The sequence below is a fragment of the Streptomyces purpurascens genome, assembly GCF_045040895.1.
In the GTDB taxonomy this organism is placed as follows: domain Bacteria; phylum Actinomycetota; class Actinomycetes; order Streptomycetales; family Streptomycetaceae; genus Streptomyces; species Streptomyces purpurascens.
The window spans coordinates 1871926-1893751 of sequence record NZ_CP108341.1 but is presented as its reverse complement, the minus strand read 5'-3'; the positions used below and the strand labels follow the sequence as shown (position 1 = coordinate 1893751).

Here is a 21826-nt window from a genome sequence, read left to right as displayed (position 1 = left end):
TCTTACTCCTCGTCCTCGAGCCAGCCCATGGTCCGCTCGACGGCCTTGAGCCAGCTCTTGTACTCACGGTCGCGGTGCTCCGCGTCCATGCGGGGGGTCCACTCGGCGGCCCGGCGCCAGTTGGCGCGCAGGTCGTCGGTGCTGTTCCAGAAGCCGACGGCGAGGCCGGCGGCGTAGGCGGCGCCGAGGCAGGTGGTCTCGGCGACCATCGGGCGCACCACGGGGGCGTCCGCGAAGTCCGAGAGCGTCTGCATCAGCAGGTTGTTGGAGGTCATGCCGCCGTCGACCTTGATCGCCGCGAGCTCGACGCCGGAGTCCTTCGTCATGGCGTCGGTGATCTCACGGGTCTGCCAGGCCGTGGCCTCCAGGACGGCGCGCGCGAGGTGCGCCTTGGTGACGTACCGGGTGAGGCCGGCGATCACACCGCGGGCGTCGGAGCGCCAGTACGGGGCGAACAGACCGGAGAAGGCCGGCACGAAGTAGGCGCCGCCGTTGTCCTCGACCGAGAGCGCGAGCGTCTCGATCTCGGCGGCGGTGGAGATCAGGCCCATCTGGTCGCGCATCCACTGCACCAGCGAACCGGTGACGGCGATCGAGCCCTCCAGGGCGTAGACCGCCTTCTCGTCGCCGATCCGGTAGCCGACCGTGGTCAGCAGCCCGTTGTACGAGTTGACCGGCTTCTCACCGGTGTTCATCAGCAGGAAGGTGCCGGTGCCGTACGTCGACTTGGCCTCGCCCTCGGCGAAACAGGTCTGGCCGAACAGGGCCGCCTGCTGGTCGCCGAGCGCGGAGGCGACCGGGATGCCGCCGAGCAGGTCACCGAGCTTGCCGCCGGTGATCGCGCCGTAGACCTCGGCGGAGGAGCGGATCTCGGGCAGCATGGCCAGCGGGACGCCGATGGACTCGGCGATCTTCTCGTCCCACTGCATGGTGTGCAGGTTCATCAGCATGGTGCGGGACGCGTTGGTCACGTCGGTGACGTGCTTGCCGCCGTTGACACCGCCGGTCAGGTTCCAGATGACCCAGCTGTCCATGGTGCCGAAGAGGATGTCGCCCGCCTCGGCGCGCTCGCGCAGGCCGTCGACGTTGTCGAGCAGCCAGCGGGCCTTGGGGCCGGCGAAGTATGAGGCCAGCGGAAGGCCGGTCTCGCGGCGGAAGCGGTCCTGGCCGACGTTGCGGCCGAGCTCCTTGCAGAGGGCGTCGGTGCGGGTGTCCTGCCAGACGATGGCGTTGTGGACGGGCTCACCGGTGTTCTTGTCCCAGAGCAGAGTGGTCTCGCGCTGGTTGGTGATGCCGATGGCCTTGATGTCGTCGCGGGTGATGCCGGCCTTCGCGACGGCCCCGGCGACGACCTCCTGGACGTTGGTCCAGATCTCGGTCGCGTTGTGCTCGACCCAGCCCGGCTTCGGGAAGATCTGCTCGTGCTCCTTCTGGTCGACGGAGACGATCCGGCCGTCCCGGTCGAAGACGATGCAGCGGGAGGAGGTCGTGCCCTGGTCGATGGCGGCGATGAAGGGGCCGGCGGTGTGCGCGTCGGTCACTGTGTGCTCCTGGAAGTTCCGTGTTTATGGGGCTTTACGTACGGCGCGTGCTGAGAGTTTCGCGAGGTTCGGGAAAGACTGCCGCTCCTGCGCGAGAAAGACCGCTCCTAAGCGAATGCGACGTTGTAGATGCCTGCGGCGATGGCCCCGCCGATGAGCGGACCGGCCACCGGGATCCAGGCGTAGCCCCAGTCGGAGCCGCCCTTGTTGGGCAGCGGCAGCAGGGCGTGCACGATACGCGGACCGAGGTCACGGGCCGGGTTGATCGCGTACCCCGTCGGGCCGCCGAGAGACAGACCGATGGAGACCACCACGAGCGCGGTGATCAGGGCACCCAGGGTGCCCAGGCCGTTGCCCGCGTCGTTCAGGCCCTGGGTGAGCACGGCGAGCACCAGCACGATCGTGCCGATGATCTCCGTGGCCAGGTTCTGCCAGGCGACCCGGACCTCGGGCCCGGTGGAGAAGACGCCCAGCACGGGGCCGGCGCCCTGCTCCTGGGCCTCGACGGCCTTGGCGGCGGTGTCCTGCGCACCCGGACCGCCGACGATCTCGCGGTCGGTGAGGTGGGCGTGGAACTGACCGTAGTAGGCGATCCAGACCAGGCCCGCGCCGATCATGGCGCCGAGGATCTGTCCGGCCCAGTAGACCGGGACGTTCTTCCAGTCGCCGTCCTTGATGGCGAGCGCGAGCGTCACGGCCGGGTTGAGATGGGCGCCGGAGAGCGGCGCCGTGGTGTAGACCGCCGTGAGCACCGCGAAGCCCCACCCGAAGGTGATGGCGAGCCAGCCGGCGTTACGGGCCTTGGAAGCCTTCAGTGTGACGGCGGCGCAGACTCCGCCGCCGAGGAGGATGAGTATGGCGGTACCGATGGTCTCGCCGATGAAGATGTCGGAGCTGGACACCCGCGACTCCTTTGTCCTTCGTCCAGGGGGGAAGTTCGATACCGGCCTGGCGTTGTCCCACTCTAGCGCGTATTGCCGGTAGCTGTTCGACAATGTCGACCGATGGACGGGAGTCTTGCTTCGGGGTTACGAGCACGTCAAGGGCTCTGTTGTCGAAAACACGATCGTTACTGATCGCTGCCCGTTCTGTGGATCTCCGACGCCCGTGATCGCGGACATGCCGAGGACCGGAACGCCGTACGACGCCCCGGTCCCGCTGTGTGCCGTCAGAACCGCCCGGCGCCCAGGTCCCGCGACACCGCGCGGGCGCAGTCCCGGACGGCCGCGATCAGCTCCGGCCGCACCGCGCCCTCCTCGTCGGACCGGCACAGCCGCTCCACGGCGCCGGTGATGCCGACCGAGCCGACGGGCATGCGCCGCCGGTCGTGGATGGGCGCGGCGAGGGAGGCGACGCCCTCCCAGGTCTCCTCGACGTCCGCCGCGTAGCCACGCGCCCGCGTGAGGTCGAGGATGTGCTCGAAGTCCTCCGGCTCGCACACGGTCCGGTCGGTGAACGCCTTGCGGTCGTTCTCCAGGGCCTCGCTGTGCGCCACGGGGTCGTAGGCGGACAGCACCTTGCCCAGGGCCGTGGAGTGCAGCGGCTGCATGGCCCCGATCTCCAGGACCTGCCGGCTGTCGTCGGGCCGGAAGACGTGGTGCACGATCAGCACGCCCTGCTGGTGCAGAACGCCCAGATAGACGCTCTCGCCGCTGGAACGGGCCAGGTCGTCGGCCCACACCAGGGCGCGCGCCCGCAGCTCGTGCACATCGAGGTAGGTGGTGCCCAGGCGCAGCAGCTCCGCGCCCAGCTGATAGCGCCCGGAGGCGTCGTCCTGCTCCACGAAACCCTCCTGCTGGAGGGTGCGCAGGATGCCGTGGGCGGTGCCTTTGGCCAGGCCCAGCGACGAGGCGATGTCCGACAGGCCGAGCCGTCGCTCGCCGCCCCCGAGCAGCCGCAGCATCGCGGCCGCCCGTTCGAGCGACTGGATGTTCCGTGCCATCGCCGTACTGCCTCCGTCCCCTTCGACCGCCGACAAGCGCCGCCGCAGCCCTTGTTCGGCAATGTCGAACACTACCGGTCGTTGCCGACCTCTCGCTAATGCCCGGACGCCATTTGTTGCGTCACAGAGGGTTCATCGGACGCCCGACGGCCGCCCCGCCGCCATCGGCGTCCGTCTCGTGGACGCGCTGCCCATCCAAGCCGACTCCCGGTTACGCTGGCGCGGTGCGCCCTTCCCCGGATGCCCTCCGGATGTCCGGGAAGCCGCAAAGCCGACAGCCGTCGCATCCGAGGGAGCCCTTTACATGGCCTCGTTGCCGCTGACCCCTTCCGCAGACAGCCGGACCCGTGTGTCCGCGCTCCGAGAGGCCCTGGCCACCCGTGTGGTGGTGGCCGACGGAGCCATGGGCACCATGCTCCAGGCGCAGGACCCCACGCTCGAGGACTTCGAGAATCTCGAAGGCTGCAACGAGATCCTGAACCTGACGCGGCCGGACATCGTCCGTTCGGTCCACGACGCATACTTCGCGGTGGGCGTGGACTGCGTCGAGACCAACACCTTCGGCGCCAACCACACGGCCGCGGCGGAGTACGAGATCTCCGACCGCGTGCACGAGCTGTCCGAGGCGGGTGCCCGGATCGCCCGCGAGGTGGCCGACGAGTACGCGGCCCGGGACGGCCGGCCGCGCTGGGTGCTCGGCTCCGTCGGCCCCGGCACCAAGCTGCCCACGCTCGGCCACGTCGCGTACGCCACCATCCGCGACGGCTACCAGGCCAACGCCGAGGGCATGCTCGCCGGCGGCGCGGACGCGCTGCTCGTGGAGACCACCCAGGACCTGCTCCAGACGAAGGCGTCCATCCTGGGCGCCCGCCGGGCCATGGAGGCCACCGGCGTCGACGTGCCCCTGCTGTGCTCGATGGCCTTCGAGACCACCGGCACCATGCTGCTGGGCTCCGAGATCGGCGCGGCGCTGACCGCGCTGGAGCCCCTCGGCATCGACATGATCGGCCTGAACTGCTCCACCGGCCCCGCCGAGATGAGCGAGCACCTGCGCTATCTGACGCGCCACTCGCGCATCCCGCTGCTGTGCATGCCGAACGCCGGCCTGCCGATCCTGACCAAGGACGGCGCGCACTTCCCGCTCGACGCCGAGGGCCTGGCCGACGCCCAGCAGAACTTCGTCCAGGACTACGGCCTGTCCCTGGTCGGCGGCTGCTGCGGCACCACCCCCGAGCACCTGCGCCAGCTGGTGGAGCGCGTCCGGGACGTCACCCCGAGCGAGCGCAGCCCGCAGCCCGAGCCGGGTGCCGCCTCCCTCTACCAGAGCGTGCCGTTCCGGCAGGACACCTCCTACCTGGCCATCGGCGAGCGCACCAACGCCAACGGCTCGAAGAAGTTCCGCGAGGCCATGCTGGACGCCCGCTGGGACGACTGCGTGGAGATCGCCCGGGAGCAGATCCGCGAAGGCGCGCACATGCTCGACCTGTGCGTCGACTACGTCGGCCGGGACGGCGCCGCCGACATGGAGGAACTGGCCGGCCGCTTCGCCACCGCCTCCACCCTGCCGATCGTGCTGGACTCCACCGAGATCGACGTCATCCAGGCCGGCCTGGAGAAGCTCGGCGGCCGCGCGGTGATCAACTCGGTGAACTACGAGGACGGCGACGGCCCCGAGTCCCGCTTCGCCAAGGTCACCCAGCTCGCCAAGGAGCACGGTGCCGCCCTCATCGCGCTGACCATCGACGAGGAGGGCCAGGCCCGCACCGCCGAGAAGAAGGTCGAGATCGCCGAACGGCTGATCGACGACCTGACCGGGAACTGGGGCATCCACGAGGAGGACATCCTCGTCGACTGCCTGACCTTCACCATCTGCACCGGCCAGGAGGAGTCCCGCAAGGACGGCATCGCCACCATCGAGGGCATCCGCGAGCTCAAGCGGCGTCACCCGAAGGTGCAGACCACCCTCGGCCTGTCCAACATCTCCTTCGGCCTCAACCCGGCCGCCCGCATCCTGCTCAACTCCGTCTTCCTCGAGGAGTGCGTCAAGGCGGGCCTGGACTCGGCGATCGTGCACGCCAGCAAGATCCTCCCGATCGCCCGCTTCAGCGAGGAAGAGGTCGGAACGGCCCTCGACCTGATCTACGACCGCCGCAGCGAGGGCTACGACCCGCTCCAGAAGCTGATGCAGCTGTTCGAGGGCGCCACCGCCAAGTCCCTCAAGGCCGGCAAGGCCGAGGAACTGGCCGCCCTGCCGCTGGACGAGCGCCTGAAGCGGCGCATCATCGACGGCGAGCGCAACGGACTGGAGGGCGACCTGGACGACGCCCTCCAGGAGCGCTCCGCCCTCGACATCGTCAACGCGACCCTGCTGGACGGCATGAAGGTCGTCGGCGAGCTGTTCGGCTCCGGCCAGATGCAGCTGCCGTTCGTCCTCCAGTCCGCCGAGGTGATGAAGACCGCCGTCGCCCATCTCGAACCGCACATGGAGAAGACCGACGAGGCAGGCAAGGGCACCATCGTCCTGGCCACCGTCCGCGGCGACGTCCACGACATCGGCAAGAACCTCGTCGACATCATCCTGTCCAACAACGGCTACAACGTCGTCAACCTCGGCATCAAGCAGCCGGTCTCCGCGATCCTGGACGCCGCCGAGGAGCACCGGGCCGACGTCATCGGCATGTCCGGACTCCTGGTCAAGTCCACCGTGATCATGAAGGAGAACCTGGAGGAGCTGAACCAGCGCGGACTGGCGGCGAACTTCCCGGTCATCCTCGGCGGCGCCGCCCTCACCCGGGCCTACGTCGAGCAGGATCTGCACGAGATCTACGAGGGCGAGGTCCGTTACGCCCGGGACGCCTTCGAGGGCCTGCGCCTGATGGACGCCCTGATCGGCGTCAAGCGGGGCGTGCCGGGAGCGAAGCTGCCCGAGCTGAAGCAGCGCCGCGTCCGGGCCACCGCCGCGGCCGTGGTCGAGGAACGCCCCGAGGAGGGGCACGTCCGCTCCGACGTCGCCACCGACAACCCCGTCCCCGAGCCGCCCTTCAAGGGCACGCGCGTGATCAAGGGCATCCAGCTCAAGGAGTACGCGAGCTGGCTCGACGAGGGCGCCCTGTTCAAGGGCCAGTGGGGCCTGAAGCAGAACCGCACCGGCGAGGGCCCGTCATACGAGGAACTCGTCGAGACCGAGGGCAGGCCCCGGCTGCGCGGCCTGCTGGACAGGCTCCAGACGGAGAACCTGCTGGAGGCGGCCGTGGTCTACGGCTACTTCCCGTGCGTCTCCAAGGACGACGACCTGATCCTCCTGGACGACCGGGGCAACGAGCGCACCCGCTTCACCTTCCCGCGCCAGCGCCGGGGCCGCCGGCTGTGCCTGGCCGACTTCTTCCGCCCGGAGGAGTCCGGCGAGACGGATGTCGTGGGCCTCCAGATCGTCACCGTCGGCTCGCGCATCGGCGAGGAGACCGCCCGGATGTTCGAGGCCAACGCCTACCGTGACTACCTCGAACTGCACGGGCTGTCCGTGCAGTTGGCCGAGGCGCTCGCCGAGTACTGGCACGCGCGCGTGCGTTCCGAACTCGGCTACGCCGGCGAGGACCCGGACGAGATGCAGGGCATGTTCGAGCTGAAGTACCGGGGCGCCCGCTTCTCCCTCGGCTACGGCGCCTGCCCCGATCTGGAGGACCGCGCCAAGATCGCCGACCTGCTCCAGCCGGAGCGCATCGGCGTCCACCTGTCCGAGGAGTTCCAGCTGCACCCCGAGCAGTCCACGGACGCCATCGTGATCCACCACCCGGAGGCGAAGTACTTCAACGCCCGCTGAGCCGCCCCACCAGGCACACGGGCCAAAAGAGGCGCTTCGTCCGCGCACGACGTAGACTGGTCGGTCCACCGCAGGCCGGTTCCCCTCGTGGGAGCCGGCCTGAACGTCCCTCAAGGAGGTACGTGGATGACCAGTACGGTCCCCGCGCTCGGAACCCGCACGGCCGAGGGCTCCGCCCTGCAGGCGGTGCTCCTCGACATGGACGGCACTCTGGTGGACACGGAGGGCTTCTGGTGGGACGTCGAGGCGGAGGTCTTCGCCTCCCTCGGCCACACGCTCGACGAGTCCTGGCGCCATGTCGTGGTCGGCGGCCCCATGACCCGCAGCGCGGGCTTCCTGATCGAGGCCACCGGCGCAGACATCACCCTCGACGAGCTCACCGTGCTGCTCAACGACGGCTTCGAGGACCGCATCGACCGCGCCCTGCCGCTGATGCCGGGCGCCGGCCGGCTGCTGGCCGAGCTGTACGAGTACGAGATCCCGACGGCCCTGGTCTCCGCCTCGCACCGGCGCATCATCGACCGGGTGCTGACCTCGCTGGGCGCGCACCACTTCCGTCTGACGGTGGCCGGTGACGAGGTGCCGCGCACCAAGCCCCACCCCGACCCGTACCTGGCGGCCGCCGCCGGACTCGGCGCGGATCCGGCCCGGTGCGCCGTCATCGAGGACACCGCGACCGGGGTCGCCGCCGCCGAGGCCGCGGGCTGCCACGTCGTGGCGGTGCCCTCCGTGGCCCCCATCACCCCGGCCCTCCGCCGTACGGTCGTCACCTCCCTCGAAGAGGTCGACCTGACATTTCTGCACGGGCTGATGACGGAAATGCGCTAGCCGTTCACCCAGCGTGCAGCGGAGTTAAGACGGTAATTTCGCAGATGAATTCGACCCTCTCCGGACGGTCGAATTACCGTACTCCGGAACCCGTTTGCGGTGTGACGTTCCCCACGCGGTCAGGGGTCGACAGCGGATCCGGCGTGTGCCCTGGGGGGCTGCTGACGTGCCCTTGTGTCCCGATTGGTGGAACGCTGTACCAAAGCTTCCGCCATCGGGTTTTCGGTGTGTCCACGCCCGGTTCCGCAGCGTGATGGGGGCTCAACTCCGGTCGCTGCGAACCTTCCTGCCGGCCCGGACTAATCTCGTTGCGAGAACATCGCCCCACCACCCGTGATCCGCTGCGCCACCCCTGCATGCCGGGTACACGGAGTAGACAGCTCTGGAGAAACTCGAGCATGAACCGCAAGACTTTGGTGCTGCCGGCCGTGATCGGCCTGCTCGCGCCGGTGCTCGCCGCCTGCGGCGGGTCCGACGGCGGGAGCGACGGCGACGGCGCGATCGTCGTCGGCACCACGGACCGGTTCACCGCCTCGAAGGACGCCCCCGCACCCCTCGACCCGGCGTACGCCTACGACGTCGGCACCTGGAACATCCTGCGCCAGACCGTGCAGACCCTGATGATCCAGCCGCGCGGCGAGGGCGACCCGGTGCCGGAGGCGGCCGAGAGGTGCGGCTTCACCGACACCGGCAACGAGCGCTACGCCTGCACCCTGCGCGACGGCCTGAAGTTCGCGAACGGCGACCCCGTCACCGCGTCCGACGTGAAGTACTCCATCGACCGCGCCCGCTCCCTCAAGGCCGACAGCGGCGTGTTCGCGCTGCTGTCCACCATCGACACCGTCGAGACGCAGGGCGACCGCGACGTCATCTTCCACCTGAAGAACGCCGACGCCACCTTCCCGTACAAGCTGTCGACCCCGGTCGCCGGCATCGTCGACCCCGACGACTACCCGAAGAACAAGCTGCGCGACGGCTTCGACCTCGAAGGCTCCGGCCCGTACACCCTCAAGGCCGACGTCGAGAACGACGAGCTGGTCAGGGCCGAGTTCACCCGGAACCCCGACTACAAGGGGAGCCTGAAGGTGAACAACGACAAGATCGACATGGTCTCCTACAAGGACGCCGACGCCATGGGCGAGGCGATCGACAAGGGCGACATCGACCTGATGACCCGCGCCATGTCGCCGGACCAGATCCGCAAGCTCTCGGGCGACGCGGACACCGGCATCGACCTCGTCGAGATGCCCGGCCTGGAGATCCGCTACCTGGGCTTCAACACCGACGCCCCGACCGTCGAGTCCAAGGCCGTGCGCCAGGCGATGGCCCAGGTCGTCAACCGCAGCGAGCTGGTGTCCAAGGTCTACGGCTCCCAGGCCGAGCCGCTGTACTCGCTGGTCCCGGCCAGCGTCACGGGCCACTCCAACTCGTTCTTCAACAAGTACGGCGACGCGAACGTCACCAAGGCCCGCTCCCTGCTGAACCAGGCGAACATCACCACCCCGGTGAAGCTGACGCTGCACTACACGACCGACCACTACGGCCCGGCCACCAAGAAGGAGTTCGAGGTCCTGCGCGACCAGCTGAACTCCAGCGGCCTGTTCGACGTAGGTATCAAGGGAACGCCGTGGGACACGTTCCGCCCGGCCGAGAAGAAGGGTGAGTACGACGTCTACGGCATGGGCTGGTTCCCCGACTTCCCGGACGCCGACAACTTCCTCGCGCCGTTCCTTGACAGGGACAACACCCTTGGCTCGCCGTACGACAACAGCCAGATCCGCAACACCCTGATCCCGGAGTCCCGCCGCGAGGCGGACCGGTTGTCCGCCTCCACCAGCCTGACGGACATTCAGGACATCGTCGCCTCCGACGTGCCGGTGCTGCCGCTGTGGCAGGGCAAGCAGTACGTCGCCGCGCGCGACGACATCACGGGTACCGCCTACGCGCTCAACTCCGCGTCGACGCTCCAGTTGTGGGAGCTCGGCCGGGGCGTGAGCGGCTGACGTACCCGCTGGAACCCCGGGGCCTGTGACCGCGGCCCCCGGGGAGCCGTGCCCCGGAGCCAGGGACATGCTCCGGGTGTTCTCGAGAACCGACGACAAGGCACACACGTGAACATACGCAACCAGTGGCCGGTCCTGCCGATCGTGGCGGGGCTCGCCTCCGGCCTGCTGACCGGCTGCGGCACGGAGACCGGGGACTCCGCGGGGGAGGGCTCCAACGTGGTGGTGGGGATGTCCGACGACGTCCTGGCCACGGACCCGGCCTCCGGCTACGACCCCGGCTCCTGGCTGTTGTTCAACAACGTCTTCCAGTCGCTGCTCAGCTTCCCCAAGGGCGCCACGGAACCGCAGCCGGAGGCAGCGGAGAGCTGCGCCTTCACCGACACGCAGACCTCGGTCTACCGGTGCACGCTGAAGGACGGCCTCAAGTTCAGCAACGGTGACGCCCTCACCTCGGAGGACGTCAAGTTCTCTTTCGAGCGGATGCTGAAGATCAACGACCCCGACGGGCCCGCGATCATGTTCCCCACGCTGGACGAGGTCGAGACCCCGGACGAGGGGACAGTCGTCTTCCACCTCAACACGTCCGACGCCACCTTCCCCAGCAAGATCGCCTCCGGTGCCGGCTCCATCGTCGACCACAACGAGTACGACGCGGGCAAGCTGCGCAAGGACGGCGGGGCCGTCGGCTCCGGCCCCTACAAGCTCGACTCGTTCGACGACGGCAAGGCCGTCTTCTCCGTCAACGAGAACTACAAGGGCACCGCCAAGGTGAGCAACACCGGCGTGACGCTGAAGTTCTTCGACGGCGACCAGACCGCCCTGAAGCAGGCCATCCAGAACGAGGAAGTCGACATCGCCTACCGCGGCCTCACCGCGGGCGACGTCGCCGACATGGAGAAGGCCGACGACGGCACCGGCACCGAGGTCGTCGAGGGCAGCAGCGCCGAGGTCCAGCACCTGGTGTTCAACATGGACGACCCGGTCGCGGGAAAGCTCGGCGTACGCAAGGCCATCGCCCACCTGCTCGACCGCGAAGCCCTCATCAAGGACGTCTACCAGGGCACCGCGACACCGCTGTACTCGATCATCCCGGCCGGTGTCGCGGGCCACAACACGGCCTTCTTCGACACCTACGGCGCCCGCCCCTCCCGCTCCAAGGCGGCCGACGCGCTGCGCGCCGACGGCATCACCGGCAAGGTGAAGCTGACCCTCTGGTCGACCCCGTCCCGCTACGGCCCTGCCACCGACCAGGAGTTGACGGCCATCGCCGGGCAGCTCAACGCCAGTGGCCTGTTCGACGCGGACGTCAAGTCGGTCTCCTTCACGCAGTACGAGAAGGACATCGCGGCCGGCAAGTACGGCGTCTACGTGAAGGGCTGGGTGCCCGACTACCCGGACGCCGACAACTTCACAGCCCCCTTCTTCGGCAAGGGCAACGTGCTGAACAACAACTACGACAACGGCACCATCACCGGCTCGCTCATCCCGCGCACCGCGGCCCTGACCAACCGCGCCGCCACCGACAAGGAGTTCGGTGAGCTGCAGGACATCGTCGCCGACGAACTCCCCGTCCTGCCGGTGTGGCAGGCCAAGCAGTACGCCGTCGTGCGCGAAGGTGTCTACGGGCTGGAGTACTGCCTCGACGCGTCGACCGTGTTCCGCTTCTGGGAGCTGAGCAAGGACTCCTGACGCACCCGCGGCTGACAGACGGAGGGCGCCCCCTGCCTCGGCAGGGGGCGCCCTCCGTCTGTCAGCCGCGGGACGGACTACTGTGCGCCGGGGCGCACCAGCCCGCTCTCGTACGCGTACACCGCGGCCTGCACGCGGTCGCGCAGGCCCAGCTTGGTCAGCACGTGCCCGACGTGCGTCTTGACGGTGGTCTCGCTGACGAACAGGTCGGCGGCGATCTCGGCGTTGGACAGCCCGCGCGCCACCAGCTTCAGCACCTCGACCTCGCGGTCGGTGAGCGTGTGCAGCGTGTCCGGCACCGGCTCGTCACCGGACGGCAGATGCGTGGCGTACTTGTCGAGCAGCCGGCGCGTGATGCTCGGCGCGAGCATCGCCTCGCCCGCGGCCACGACCCGGATCGCCTGCACCAGCTCGTTGGCCGGGGCGTCCTTCAGCAGGAAGCCGCTGGCACCGGCGCGCAGCGCCTCCACCACGTACTCGTCGAGGTCGAAAGTGGTCAGCACCAGCACCTTCGCCGGGCCGTCCCGCTCGGGGCCCGTGATCTGCCGGGTCGCCTCCACACCGTCCATCCGCGGCATGCGGATGTCCATCAGGACCACGTCGGGCTGCAGGGCCCGCACCTGGTCGAGCGCCTGGAGGCCGTCTCCGGCCTCGCCGACGACCGCGATGTCCTGCTCGGCCTCCAGAATCATCCGGAAGCCCGTGCGGAGCAGCGGCTGGTCATCGACCAGTAGGACGCGGATGGCCACGTAAGTCTCCTTCGCTAGTCCGGCCCCATTCTGCCCTGCGCGGGCCCGCCGGACTCCGCCGCCCTCACCGGCAACGGATAGGGCGGGGGAGTACCGCCGAACTCCGGGCAGTGGGCCTGGTGGTCGCACCAGCCGCACAGCTTCGTGGGGCGCGGCCGCCAGTCGCCCGTCTCGGTCGCCAGCCGGATCGCCTCCCACAGCGCCAGCAGCTTGCGCTCGACCCGCTCCAGGTCGGCGAGGACCGGGTCGTACGTCAGCACCTGGCCGCTGCCCAGATACACCAGCTGGAGCCGCCGCGGCACCACGTTCTTCAGCCGCCAGACCACGAGGGCGTAGAACTTCATCTGGAACAGGGCGCCCTCGGAGTACTCGGGCCTCGGTGCCTTCCCCGTCTTGTAGTCGACGATCCGGACCTCGCCCGTGGGGGCCACGTCGACCCGGTCGATGATCCCGCGCAGCCGCAGCCCGGAGTCCAGCTCGGTCTCGACGAACAGCTCCCGCTCGGCCGGCTCCAGCCGGCTGGGGTCCTCCAGGGAGAACCAGCGCTCCACGAGCTGCTCCGCCTCGCCCAGCCAGCGCGCCAGCCGCTCGCCCTGCGGATCGTCGGCGAACAGCTCCACGACCTCCGGCCGCGACTCGCGCAGCCGGTCCCACTGGCCCGGGATCAGCGACTTCGCCCGGGGCGCCGTGCGCTCGGCCGCCGGGGCGTCGAAGAGCCGCTCCAGGACCGCGTGCACCAGCGTGCCCCTGGTCGCCGCCTCGCTGGGCTTCTCCGGCAGCCGGTCGATGACCCGGAAGCGGTAGAGCAGCGGGCACTGCATGAAGTCACTCGCTCGCGAGGGGGACAGCGTCGAAGGCGGTATGGCGGTGGGCGCGGTCACGGTCGCCGTCTCCACTGCCGTCTCGATGACCGCCTCCACGGGCTCTGCCGGGACCGGCGGATCCACCGCCGCGGCAGGGCTGCTGTCGGGCTGTGCCGCGCCCTCGGTGCTCGTCTCCATGCCCCAGACCATACGGCCCGCCACTGACAGTGACCCAGCCGCGGTCGCGCGGTGTACGACGCCGGGAGCCGGGAAGGGACGGGACGGACGGGAAACACAGGGGTGCCGGGGCGGAACGCACCTCGACGGACGCATACCATCGACTCGAGACCCTCCCGGCCGGCAGGCGCGGGAGACGCTTCGAACGAGGGGACACCGGTGGACGAGAGCGGCGGGCGCGGGCAGCCGCGATCCGGCAACGACGAGTCGGCCGACCGCCACGCGGGGGCGCCGGCCCGGGCCGCCGACCCGACCCCCGCCGACGAACAGCCCACGGACGGACGGCGTTTCCCCTCCGAGCAGCACGACGACGCCCCGGAGGCAGGCCCCGCGGCGACACCGCCGGCCGGGCCGGACGGGCCCGCGGACGACTCCGCCGCGGACCAAGACTCCGCGACACCCGAAGCGACACCCGCAGGAGACCGTCCGTCACTGCGGAAGCCCGGCCCGACGGGCGACTCCGCGACCGGCCAGAACCCCGGTGAGGCCCCAGCCCCGGACTCCGGCGCCCCGGACCGCGGGCAGCAGCCCTCCACCCCTGACCCGAACAGCCGCACCGAGCCCGCCGCGCCCGGCATCGGCGACCGCCCCCTCGCCCACTCCGCCGACGGCAAGGGACCCGCCCCCCAACGGCCTCCGGAGCCCCGGGGCGGACTGCTCATGGGACGGCCCTTCGGGGTCCCCGTGTACGTCGCGCCCAGCTGGTTCCTCGTCGCCGCGCTGATCACCTGGGTGTTCGGCGGGCAGCTGGAGCGCGTCCTGCCCGAGCTCGGCGCCGCCCGGTACCTGGTCTCCCTGTTCTTCGCGGTCGCCTTCTACGCCTCCGTGCTCGTCCACGAACTGGCCCACACCGTCGCCGCCCTCCGCTTCAAGCTCCCGGTCCGCCGCATCCAGCTCCAGTTCTTCGGCGGCGTCTCCGAGATCGAGAAGGAGGCCGAGACCCCCGGCCGCGAGTTCGTGCTCGCCTTCGTCGGGCCCCTGCTCTCCCTCCTGCTCGCGGGCGTCTTCTACCTCGCCATGCAGACCGTGGACCCCGGCACCGTCCCGGGCGTCCTGCTGGCCGGCCTGATGATCTCCAACCTCATCGTGGCCGCGTTCAACCTCCTGCCCGGCCTGCCCCTCGACGGCGGACGCATGCTCCGCGCCGTCGTCTGGAAGATCACCGGCAGGCCGATGACCGGCACCGTCGCCGCCGCCTGGGTCGGCCGCGCCCTCGCCGTCTCCGTCCTCATCGGCCTGCCGCTGCTGACCCATTCCGGCGCCCTCGGCTCCGACGCCGTCGACAACGTCGGCATGGACACCGTCCTGGACGCCCTGCTCGCCGCCATCCTCGCCGCGATCATCTGGACCGGCGCCGGCAACAGCCTGCGCATGGCACGGCTGCGCGAGCACCTCCCCGAGCTGCGCGCCCGTGCGCTCACCCGCCGCGCGGTCCCCGTCGAGACCCACACCCCGCTCTCGGAGGCCCTGCGCCGCGCCAACACCGCCGGAGCCCGTGCCCTGGTCGTCGTCGACGCCGACGGCAAACCCCTCTCGCTGGTCCGCGAGGCCGCGATCGTCGGCGTACCCGAACACCGACGCCCCTGGGTCGCGGTCAGCGGCCTCGCCCAGGACCTCACCGACGGCATGCGCGTCTCGGCGGAACTGTCGGGGGAGGAACTGCTCGACGCCCTCAGGGCGACACCCGCCACCGAGTACCTCGTCGTCGAGGAGACCGGCGAGATCTACGGCGTCCTGTCGGCGGCCGACGTGGAGCGCGCCTTCGTGAAGGCCATGGCAAGGCCCAGCTGAGGTGGTCGGCGCCCCCTCCGGGGACCGGTAGGCTGTTCACATGTCCGAACCGACCGGTGCCGCCCGCAGGCGCGGGCCCTTCAAGGTCGGGGACCAGGTTCAGCTGACCGACCCCAAGGGCCGCCACTACACGTTCACGCTCGAGGCCGGGAAGAACTTCCACACCCACAAGGGTTCCTTCCCCCACGACGAACTGATCGGCGCTCCCGAGGGCAGCGTTGTCCGCACCACCGGGAACGTCGCCTACCTCGCGCTGCGCCCCCTGCTCCCCGACTATGTCCTGTCCATGCCCCGCGGGGCTGCCGTCGTCTATCCGAAGGACGCGGGGCAGATCCTCGCCTTCGCCGACATCTTCCCCGGCGCACGCGTCGTCGAGGCCGGTGTGGGCTCCGGCTCGCTGAGCAGCTTCCTGCTGCGCGCCATCGGCGACCAGGGCATGCTGCACAGCTACGAGCGCCGCGCGGACTTCGCCGAGATCGCCCAGGCGAACGTCGAGCGCTACTTCGGCGGCCCGCACCCCGCCTGGCAGCTCACCGTCGGTGACCTCCAGGACAACCTGTCCGACGCCGACGTGGACCGCGTCATCCTCGACATGCTCGCCCCCTGGGAGTGCCTGGAGGCCGTCTCCAAGGCGCTCGTCCCCGGCGGCATCCTGTGCTGCTACGTGGCGACCACCACCCAGCTCGCCCGGACCGTCGAGTCCATCCGCGAGATCGGCTGCTTCAACGAGCCGAGCGCCTGGGAGTCGATGATCCGCAACTGGCACATCGAGGGCCTGGCCGTCCGCCCGGACCACCGGATGATCGGCCACACCGGCTTCCTGCTCACCGCCCGCCGCCTCGCCGACGGCGTCGAGCCGCCCATGCGCCGCCGCCGCCCCGCCAAGGGCGCCTACGGCGAGGACTACGCCGGACCCAACGCCGATGGAGGCACCGGCCGCTGAGGCGACCCGCCGCCGCACACAACGCACAGACGCCGTGGCGGAGTTTCCTGATCCACTCCGGGAACTCCGCCACGGCGTCTTTCTGTTGTCCCTGACGGCCGCCGCGGGTGAACCACGGCGCTCATCGGTTGACCCGGCGGATCGCGACCGCGGCCGGCTCCGCCGGCACGACGCGCGGCGGCAGCGGCCCGTGCCGCGGTGGGCCTACTGACACAGCGGCAGGAACCGTAACTCTTCTGACTTCCCCGGCACAGGACGTGCACACCCCGCCGTTCCCCCGTGGTGTGACGTGTGGCACCATCTTGGCCATCCCCCCTTGGCCATCCCACCGGCACAGCCCTCAGGAGACACTCCTAGTGCAGCCTTCCGCCGTCCCGGAGCTCGCCCACACCCACACCCGCCCCATCCACTGGCTCGCCACCGCCACGGCCGTCGCCGGCGTCGTGGCCCTCTCCTCGTTCCTGCAGCCGGGTGCGGCGACAGCGGCCCAGGCGGCCGCCCCCGAGACCAGAAGCGCTCCGGCGGCCGTCGCTCCGCCCGACCCGGCCGCGGTGACGTTCCCGATCGAGTGCGGCCCGGTGAAGGCCGTGGTGAAGAAGCGGGCTTCCGGAGACCTCGACGGCGACGGTTCCCCCGAGACGGTGGCCGTGGTCCACTGCGACTCCCCGATGGGCACCCCGCCGGACGGCGTCTACGTCCTCACCCGGGACGGCGACGGCGGCAAGCCGCGCGTGGTGGCGACCCTGCTCGACCCCAAGGACGGCAACACCGTCAGTGACTTCGCCGTACGTCAGGGAGCCGTGACGGCCACGCTCTTCGGCTACTCGTCGGCCGACGTGCCGCGTTGCTGCCCCGACGTGAAGAGCGACGTGAAATGGCGTTGGCAGAACGGCGCGTTCGTCCGCTCGACACCGTCCGGCGCCCGCAGCGTGTGAGGCGCCCGCGCCCCCACGTGTGAGATATCAGACAGTAGTGACGGAGTGTACGGAAGGAGTCACTCCGCGTCCGGACCGTAGACCTCGGCCCTGTCCGAAACTCGACGTACGTGGATGCACTCGCCCGGACACTCCTTCGCGGAGTCGACCACGTCCGTGAGAAGCGGCAGCGGTACGGGCGTTGTGGCGCCCTTGTCCTGGAGCAGCTCGTCGTCGGCGCTCTTCACATAGGCCAGACCGTCGATGTCCAGCTCGAACACCTCGGGCGCGTACTGGGCGCAGATGCCGTCGCCGGTACACAGGTCCTGGTCGATCCAGACCTCCAGAGCCTCGCCGTGGACACCGGCCTCCTGCTGCACGCTCATGTCTCCTGCCGTTTCATGCGTCGAGCCGTATCGGGAATCCGGCCAGCTCTGACGGGTGTTGAACGCTTCGACCCTACCTCCGGCTGGGTTCCATTCATGTTCGATGGGTATTCCCCTGGCGTGAGGGAGAGCGCAAGGGTGAAGATCGGACACACCCCGACCGTCTTTGTGATCTAGGGGTTTCAATCGACACCCGCCCAGGTAGGGTCTGGAAGCGTCCAGCTCCCCTTGGAGGAGGTGAGGACCGTGGCAGCCCACGACGACGACATGAACCGCGGCATCCGCCCGGGACGCGGGTCCGACGACCCGGCCGGGCAGATCGCCTACCTTGAGCAGGAGATCGCCGTCCTGCGACGCAAGCTCGCCGACTCTCCGCGACACACGAGGATTCTCGAAGAGCGGATCGTCGAGCTGCAGACCAATCTGGCCGGCGTGTCCGCGCAGAACGAGCGACTCGCCAACACGCTCCGTGAGGCCCGTGACCAGATTGTGGCCCTCAAGGAGGAGGTCGACCGGCTCGCGCAGCCGCCGGCCGGCTTCGGGGTCTTCCTGCAGGCGAACGAGGACGGCACCGCCGACATCTTCACCGGCGGCCGCAAGCTCAGGGTGAACGTCAGCCCCAGCGTCGAGCTCGACGAGCTCCGGCGCGGCCAGGAATTGATGCTCAACGAAGCGCTCAACGTGGTCGAGGCCATGGAGTACGAGAGCGTCGGAGACATCGTCACTCTCAAGGAGATCCTCGAGGACGGCGAGCGGGCCCTGGTGCTCGGGCACACCGACGAGGAGCGGGTGGTGCGGCTCGCCGAGCCGCTGCTGGACGTCACCATCCGCCCCGGCGACGCCCTCCTGCTCGAACCCCGCTCCGGCTACGTCTACGAGGTCGTGCCGAAGAGCGAGGTCGAGGAGCTCGTCCTCGAAGAGGTCCCCGACATCGGCTACGAGCAGATCGGCGGTCTCGGCGGCCAGATCGAGGCCATCCGAGACGCGGTCGAGCTCCCGTATCTCTACCCGGACCTGTTCAAGGAGCACGAACTGCGGCCGCCGAAGGGCGTCCTGCTGTACGGGCCTCCTGGCTGCGGAAAAACCCTGATCGCCAAGGCCGTGGCCAACTCGCTGGCCAAGAAGGTCGCCGAGGTGACCGGCCAGGCCCAGGGCAAGAGCTTCTTCCTCAACATCAAGGGCCCGGAGCTCCTGAACAAGTACGTCGGTGAGACGGAGCGGCAGATCCGCCTCGTCTTCCAGCGGGCCCGTGAGAAGGCCAGTGAGGGCACCCCCGTCATCGTCTTCTTCGACGAGATGGAGTCCCTCTTCCGCACCCGTGGCTCCGGTGTCAGCTCGGACGTGGAGAACACCATCGTCCCGCAGCTGCTCGCCGAGATCGACGGAGTGGAGGGCCTGCAGAACGTGGTCGTGATCGGCGCCTCCAACCGTGAGGACATGATCGACCCCGCCATCCTGCGGCCCGGCCGGCTCGATGTGAAGATCAAGATCGAGCGTCCGGACGCCGAGGCGGCCAAGGACATCTTCGGCAAGTACCTCACCGAGCGCCTCCCGCTGCACGGCGACGACCTCGCCGAGCACGGCGACTCCAAGGCGTCCACGGTCCAGAGCATGATCCAGACGGCCGTGGAACAGATGTACGCCGAGTCCGAGGAGAACCGCTTCCTGGAGGTCACCTACGCCAATGGTGACAAGGAAGTCCTCTACTTCAAGGACTTCAATTCCGGCGCCATGATCGAGAACATCGTGGGCCGTGCCAAGAAGATGGCGATCAAGGACTTCCTCGAGAAGAACCAGAAGGGTCTCCGCGTCTCCCACCTCCTCCAGGCCTGCGTGGACGAGTTCAAGGAGAACGAGGACCTGCCCAACACCACCAACCCGGACGACTGGGCCCGGATCTCCGGAAAGAAGGGCGAGCGGATCGTGTACATCCGTACGCTCATCACCGGAAAGCAGGGCGCGGACACCGGACGCTCCATCGACACGGTGGCGAACACCGGTCAGTACCTGTAAAAGGCAGGGCGGCTGCGGGTGCCCTCGGCGGGTACCCGCAGCCGACTGTTTTTCAGGCCACGGCTGGAGCAACGCAATGACGCAAATGATCTCCCCACCAGCGCAAAGGCGTTCTAGGCTCTTCCGTACCGCCGAGTCGCGCAGTGCGGGGACGGGCACCGCACACGCAACCGAGCGCCAGCGGTATCTGAGTGGCGCCCACGACCGAGGGTGCCGCCGGGCAAGGAGGGCCGCATGACCGTACGGCGAGTAATGGGCATCGAGACGGAGTACGGGATCTCCGTCCCCGGCCACCCCAACGCCAATGCCATGCTCACCTCGTCCCAGATCGTGAACGCCTACGCGGCTGCGATGCACCGGGCCCGCCGGGCTCGCTGGGACTTCGAGGAGGAGAACCCGCTGCGGGACGCGCGAGGCTTCGACCTCGCCCGCGAGGCCGCCGACTCCAGCCAGCTCACCGACGAGGACATCGGCCTGGCCAACGTGATCCTCACCAACGGTGCACGGCTCTACGTCGACCACGCGCACCCCGAGTACAGCGCCCCCGAGGTGACCAACCCCCGGGACGCCGTCCTCTGGGACAAGGCCGGCGAGCGGATCATGGCCGAGGCGGCTGAGCGGGCCGCACAGCTGCCCGGTGCCCAGCCGATCCACCTGTACAAGAACAACACCGACAACAAGGGCGCGTCCTACGGCACGCACGAGAACTACCTGATGAAGCGGGAGACCCCCTTCTCGGACATCGTGCGCCATCTGACGCCGTTCTTCGTGTCCCGTCAGGTCTTCACCGGGGCGGGCCGCGTCGGCATCGGCCAGGACGGGCACGAGCACGGCTTCCAGCTCAGTCAGCGGGCCGACTACTTCGAGGTGGAGGTCGGCCTCGAGACGACGCTCAAGCGCCCGATCATCAACACCCGCGACGAGCCGCACGCGGACGCCGAGAAGTACCGCCGCCTGCATGTGATCATCGGCGACGCGAACCTTTCGGAGATCTCGACGTATCTGAAGCTGGGTACGACGGCTCTCGTCCTGTCGATGATCGAGGACGGCTTCATCGCGGTGGACCTGGCCGTCGACCAGCCCGTTCGCACGCTGCACCAGGTCTCGCACGACCCGTCGCTCAAGCGCCTGGTCACACTCCGTAGCGGCCGGACGCTCACCGCGGTCCAGCTGCAGATGGAGTACTACGAGCTCGCCCGCAAGTACGTGGAGGAGCGGTTCGGGGCCGACGCCGACGACCAGACCAAGGACGTCCTGTCGCGGTGGGAGGACACCCTCACCCGACTGGAGCACGACCCGATGAGTCTGGCCGGCGAGCTGGACTGGGTCGCCAAGCGGGAGCTCATGGAGGGCTACCGGCGCCGGGACAGCCTCGACTGGGACGCGGCGCGCCTGCACCTGGTCGACCTCCAGTACGCCGACGTGCGGCCCGAGAAGGGCCTGTACAACCGTCTGGTGGCCCGCGGGCGCATGAAGCGGCTGCTGACCGAGGCGGACATCGAGCGGGCCCGTACGGCGCCGCCTGAGGACACCCGCGCGTACTTCCGCGGTCGCTGCCTGGAGCAGTACGCGGACGACGTCGCGGCGGCCTCCTGGGACTCGGTGATCTTCGACCTGCCGGGTCGCGACTCCCTGCAGCGCGTTCCAACCCTGGAACCGCTTCGCGGAACGCGTAATCACGTCAAGGAGCTCCTGGACCGCTGCCGCACGGCGGAAGACCTGGTCAGGGTCCTGTCCGGCGGATGATCGCGTTCCGTGGGTACTCGGGAGGAGGCGGCCGGACAGGGTGGAAAATCCCAGGTCCGGGAATCATCGAGGTGGTCCCCGTACGTTGGAGCAACTGCGGGGCCATTGTCAGACCCGGCGAGTAGGGTCTGATCTTGACCGAGCAACTGTGTCGGGCGAACCGAGCGGGGTGAGGGATATGGCGACCAAGGACACCGGCGGCGGACAGCAGAAGGCCACCCGGTCCACCGAGGAGGTCGAGGAGCAGGCGGCGGAGACGCAGGCTTCCGAGGACCTCAAGGAGCGTCAGGAGAAGCTGAGCGACGACGTGGACTCGGTCCTGGACGAGATCGACGACGTCCTCGAGGAGAACGCCGAGGACTTCGTGCGCTCCTTCGTTCAAAAGGGTGGCCAGTAAGGCGCCTTTGCCTTCATTCCG

At 69.4% G+C, this 21826-nt stretch carries 16 protein-coding genes; 10 read left to right on the top strand and 6 right to left on the bottom strand.

What is annotated here, in order from left to right:
- Positions 1-2: 2 nt before the first annotated feature.
- From glpK to OHU35_RS08615, 3 genes are all read right to left on the bottom strand, one after another.
- Positions 3-1541, bottom strand: coding sequence for a glycerol kinase GlpK (gene glpK, locus OHU35_RS08625; RefSeq protein ID WP_189726591.1), 1539 nt, complete (start codon positions 1539-1541; stop codon positions 3-5).
- A 107-nt stretch (positions 1542-1648) separates the two neighbouring features.
- On the bottom strand, positions 1649-2443 hold the full coding sequence (locus tag OHU35_RS08620; RefSeq protein ID WP_189726590.1) for an MIP/aquaporin family protein: 795 nt from the start codon (positions 2441-2443) through the stop codon (positions 1649-1651).
- A 266-nt stretch (positions 2444-2709) separates the two neighbouring features.
- The gene (locus tag OHU35_RS08615) at positions 2710-3483 is read right to left on the bottom strand and encodes an IclR family transcriptional regulator (RefSeq protein ID WP_189726589.1); all 774 of its coding nucleotides are present in this window, start codon (positions 3481-3483) and stop codon (positions 2710-2712) included.
- 304 nt (positions 3484-3787) lie between these two features.
- On the opposite strand from OHU35_RS08615, the gene metH reads away from it, so the two are divergent.
- The 4 genes from metH to OHU35_RS08595 all read left to right on the top strand — a co-directional run bounded on the left by metH (position 3788) and on the right by OHU35_RS08595 (position 11826).
- Positions 3788-7303 (top strand): methionine synthase, encoded by a 3516-nt coding sequence (metH, locus tag OHU35_RS08610; protein WP_189726588.1) that lies wholly within the window; start codon positions 3788-3790, stop codon positions 7301-7303.
- 126 nt (positions 7304-7429) lie between these two features.
- Complete coding sequence (locus OHU35_RS08605; RefSeq protein WP_359896625.1) at positions 7430-8131, top strand: HAD family phosphatase; 702 nt, start codon at positions 7430-7432, stop codon at positions 8129-8131.
- A gap of 398 nt (positions 8132-8529) precedes the next feature.
- Positions 8530-10134 (top strand): ABC transporter substrate-binding protein, encoded by a 1605-nt coding sequence (locus OHU35_RS08600; protein WP_405505109.1) that lies wholly within the window; start codon positions 8530-8532, stop codon positions 10132-10134.
- Positions 10135-10242: 108 nt separating this feature from the next.
- Complete coding sequence (locus tag OHU35_RS08595) at positions 10243-11826, top strand: ABC transporter substrate-binding protein (RefSeq protein WP_189726585.1); 1584 nt, start codon at positions 10243-10245, stop codon at positions 11824-11826.
- 77 nt (positions 11827-11903) lie between these two features.
- Here the strand turns inward: OHU35_RS08595 and OHU35_RS08590 are convergent, their stop codons facing one another.
- Positions 11904-12575, bottom strand: coding sequence for a response regulator transcription factor (locus tag OHU35_RS08590; protein ID WP_018570356.1), 672 nt, complete (start codon positions 12573-12575; stop codon positions 11904-11906).
- Between the two features lie 14 nt (positions 12576-12589).
- Entirely contained in the window at positions 12590-13576 is a 987-nt protein-coding gene (locus tag OHU35_RS08585; protein ID WP_189726584.1) for a RecB family exonuclease, read from the bottom strand.
- Between the two features lie 198 nt (positions 13577-13774).
- Here OHU35_RS08585 and OHU35_RS08580 point away from each other — a divergent pair, with 198 nt between their 5' ends.
- From OHU35_RS08580 to OHU35_RS08570, 3 genes are all read left to right on the top strand, one after another.
- Complete coding sequence (locus OHU35_RS08580) at positions 13775-15406, top strand: site-2 protease family protein (protein ID WP_189726583.1); 1632 nt, start codon at positions 13775-13777, stop codon at positions 15404-15406.
- Positions 15407-15446: 40 nt separating this feature from the next.
- Positions 15447-16349 carry a tRNA (adenine-N1)-methyltransferase gene (locus OHU35_RS08575; RefSeq protein ID WP_189726582.1) on the top strand — a complete coding sequence of 301 codons (903 nt, stop codon included), beginning with the start codon at positions 15447-15449 and terminating at the stop codon, positions 16347-16349.
- A gap of 356 nt (positions 16350-16705) precedes the next feature.
- On the top strand, positions 16706-17284 hold the full coding sequence (locus tag OHU35_RS08570; protein ID WP_189726581.1) for a hypothetical protein: 579 nt from the start codon (positions 16706-16708) through the stop codon (positions 17282-17284).
- A 59-nt stretch (positions 17285-17343) separates the two neighbouring features.
- Here the strand turns inward: OHU35_RS08570 and OHU35_RS08565 are convergent, their stop codons facing one another.
- Positions 17344-17649 (bottom strand): ferredoxin, encoded by a 306-nt coding sequence (locus OHU35_RS08565; protein WP_189726580.1) that lies wholly within the window; start codon positions 17647-17649, stop codon positions 17344-17346.
- A 246-nt stretch (positions 17650-17895) separates the two neighbouring features.
- On the opposite strand from OHU35_RS08565, the gene arc reads away from it, so the two are divergent.
- The 3 genes from arc (at position 17896) to OHU35_RS08550 (ending at position 21805) form a co-directional block, all read left to right on the top strand.
- Entirely contained in the window at positions 17896-19662 is a 1767-nt protein-coding gene (gene arc / locus OHU35_RS08560; protein WP_189726579.1) for a proteasome ATPase, read from the top strand.
- A gap of 234 nt (positions 19663-19896) precedes the next feature.
- Complete coding sequence (gene dop / locus OHU35_RS08555; protein WP_344985039.1) at positions 19897-21408, top strand: depupylase/deamidase Dop; 1512 nt, start codon at positions 19897-19899, stop codon at positions 21406-21408.
- 178 nt (positions 21409-21586) lie between these two features.
- Positions 21587-21805 (top strand): ubiquitin-like protein Pup, encoded by a 219-nt coding sequence (locus OHU35_RS08550; RefSeq protein WP_019757212.1) that lies wholly within the window; start codon positions 21587-21589, stop codon positions 21803-21805.
- Positions 21806-21826 lie beyond the last annotated feature (21 nt).

What these genes read in the sequence shown, in the direction of transcription:
- OHU35_RS08575 (WP_189726582.1), top strand. Translation starts at nt 15,447, where the DNA reads ATGTCCGAACCGACCGGTGCCGCCCGCAGGCGCGGGCCCTTCAAGGTC.
- OHU35_RS08615 (WP_189726589.1), bottom strand. Translation starts at nt 3,483, where the DNA reads ATGGCACGGAACATCCAGTCGCTCGAACGGGCGGCCGCGATGCTGCGG.
- OHU35_RS08550 (WP_019757212.1), top strand. Translation starts at nt 21,587, where the DNA reads ATGGCGACCAAGGACACCGGCGGCGGACAGCAGAAGGCCACCCGGTCC.
- OHU35_RS08605 (WP_359896625.1), top strand. Translation starts at nt 7,430, where the DNA reads ATGACCAGTACGGTCCCCGCGCTCGGAACCCGCACGGCCGAGGGCTCC.
- OHU35_RS08600 (WP_405505109.1), top strand. Translation starts at nt 8,530, where the DNA reads ATGAACCGCAAGACTTTGGTGCTGCCGGCCGTGATCGGCCTGCTCGCG.
- metH (WP_189726588.1), top strand. Translation starts at nt 3,788, where the DNA reads ATGGCCTCGTTGCCGCTGACCCCTTCCGCAGACAGCCGGACCCGTGTG.
- OHU35_RS08565 (WP_189726580.1), bottom strand. Translation starts at nt 17,649, where the DNA reads ATGAGCGTGCAGCAGGAGGCCGGTGTCCACGGCGAGGCTCTGGAGGTC.
- dop (WP_344985039.1), top strand. Translation starts at nt 19,897, where the DNA reads ATGACCGTACGGCGAGTAATGGGCATCGAGACGGAGTACGGGATCTCC.
- OHU35_RS08585 (WP_189726584.1), bottom strand. Translation starts at nt 13,576, where the DNA reads ATGGAGACGAGCACCGAGGGCGCGGCACAGCCCGACAGCAGCCCTGCC.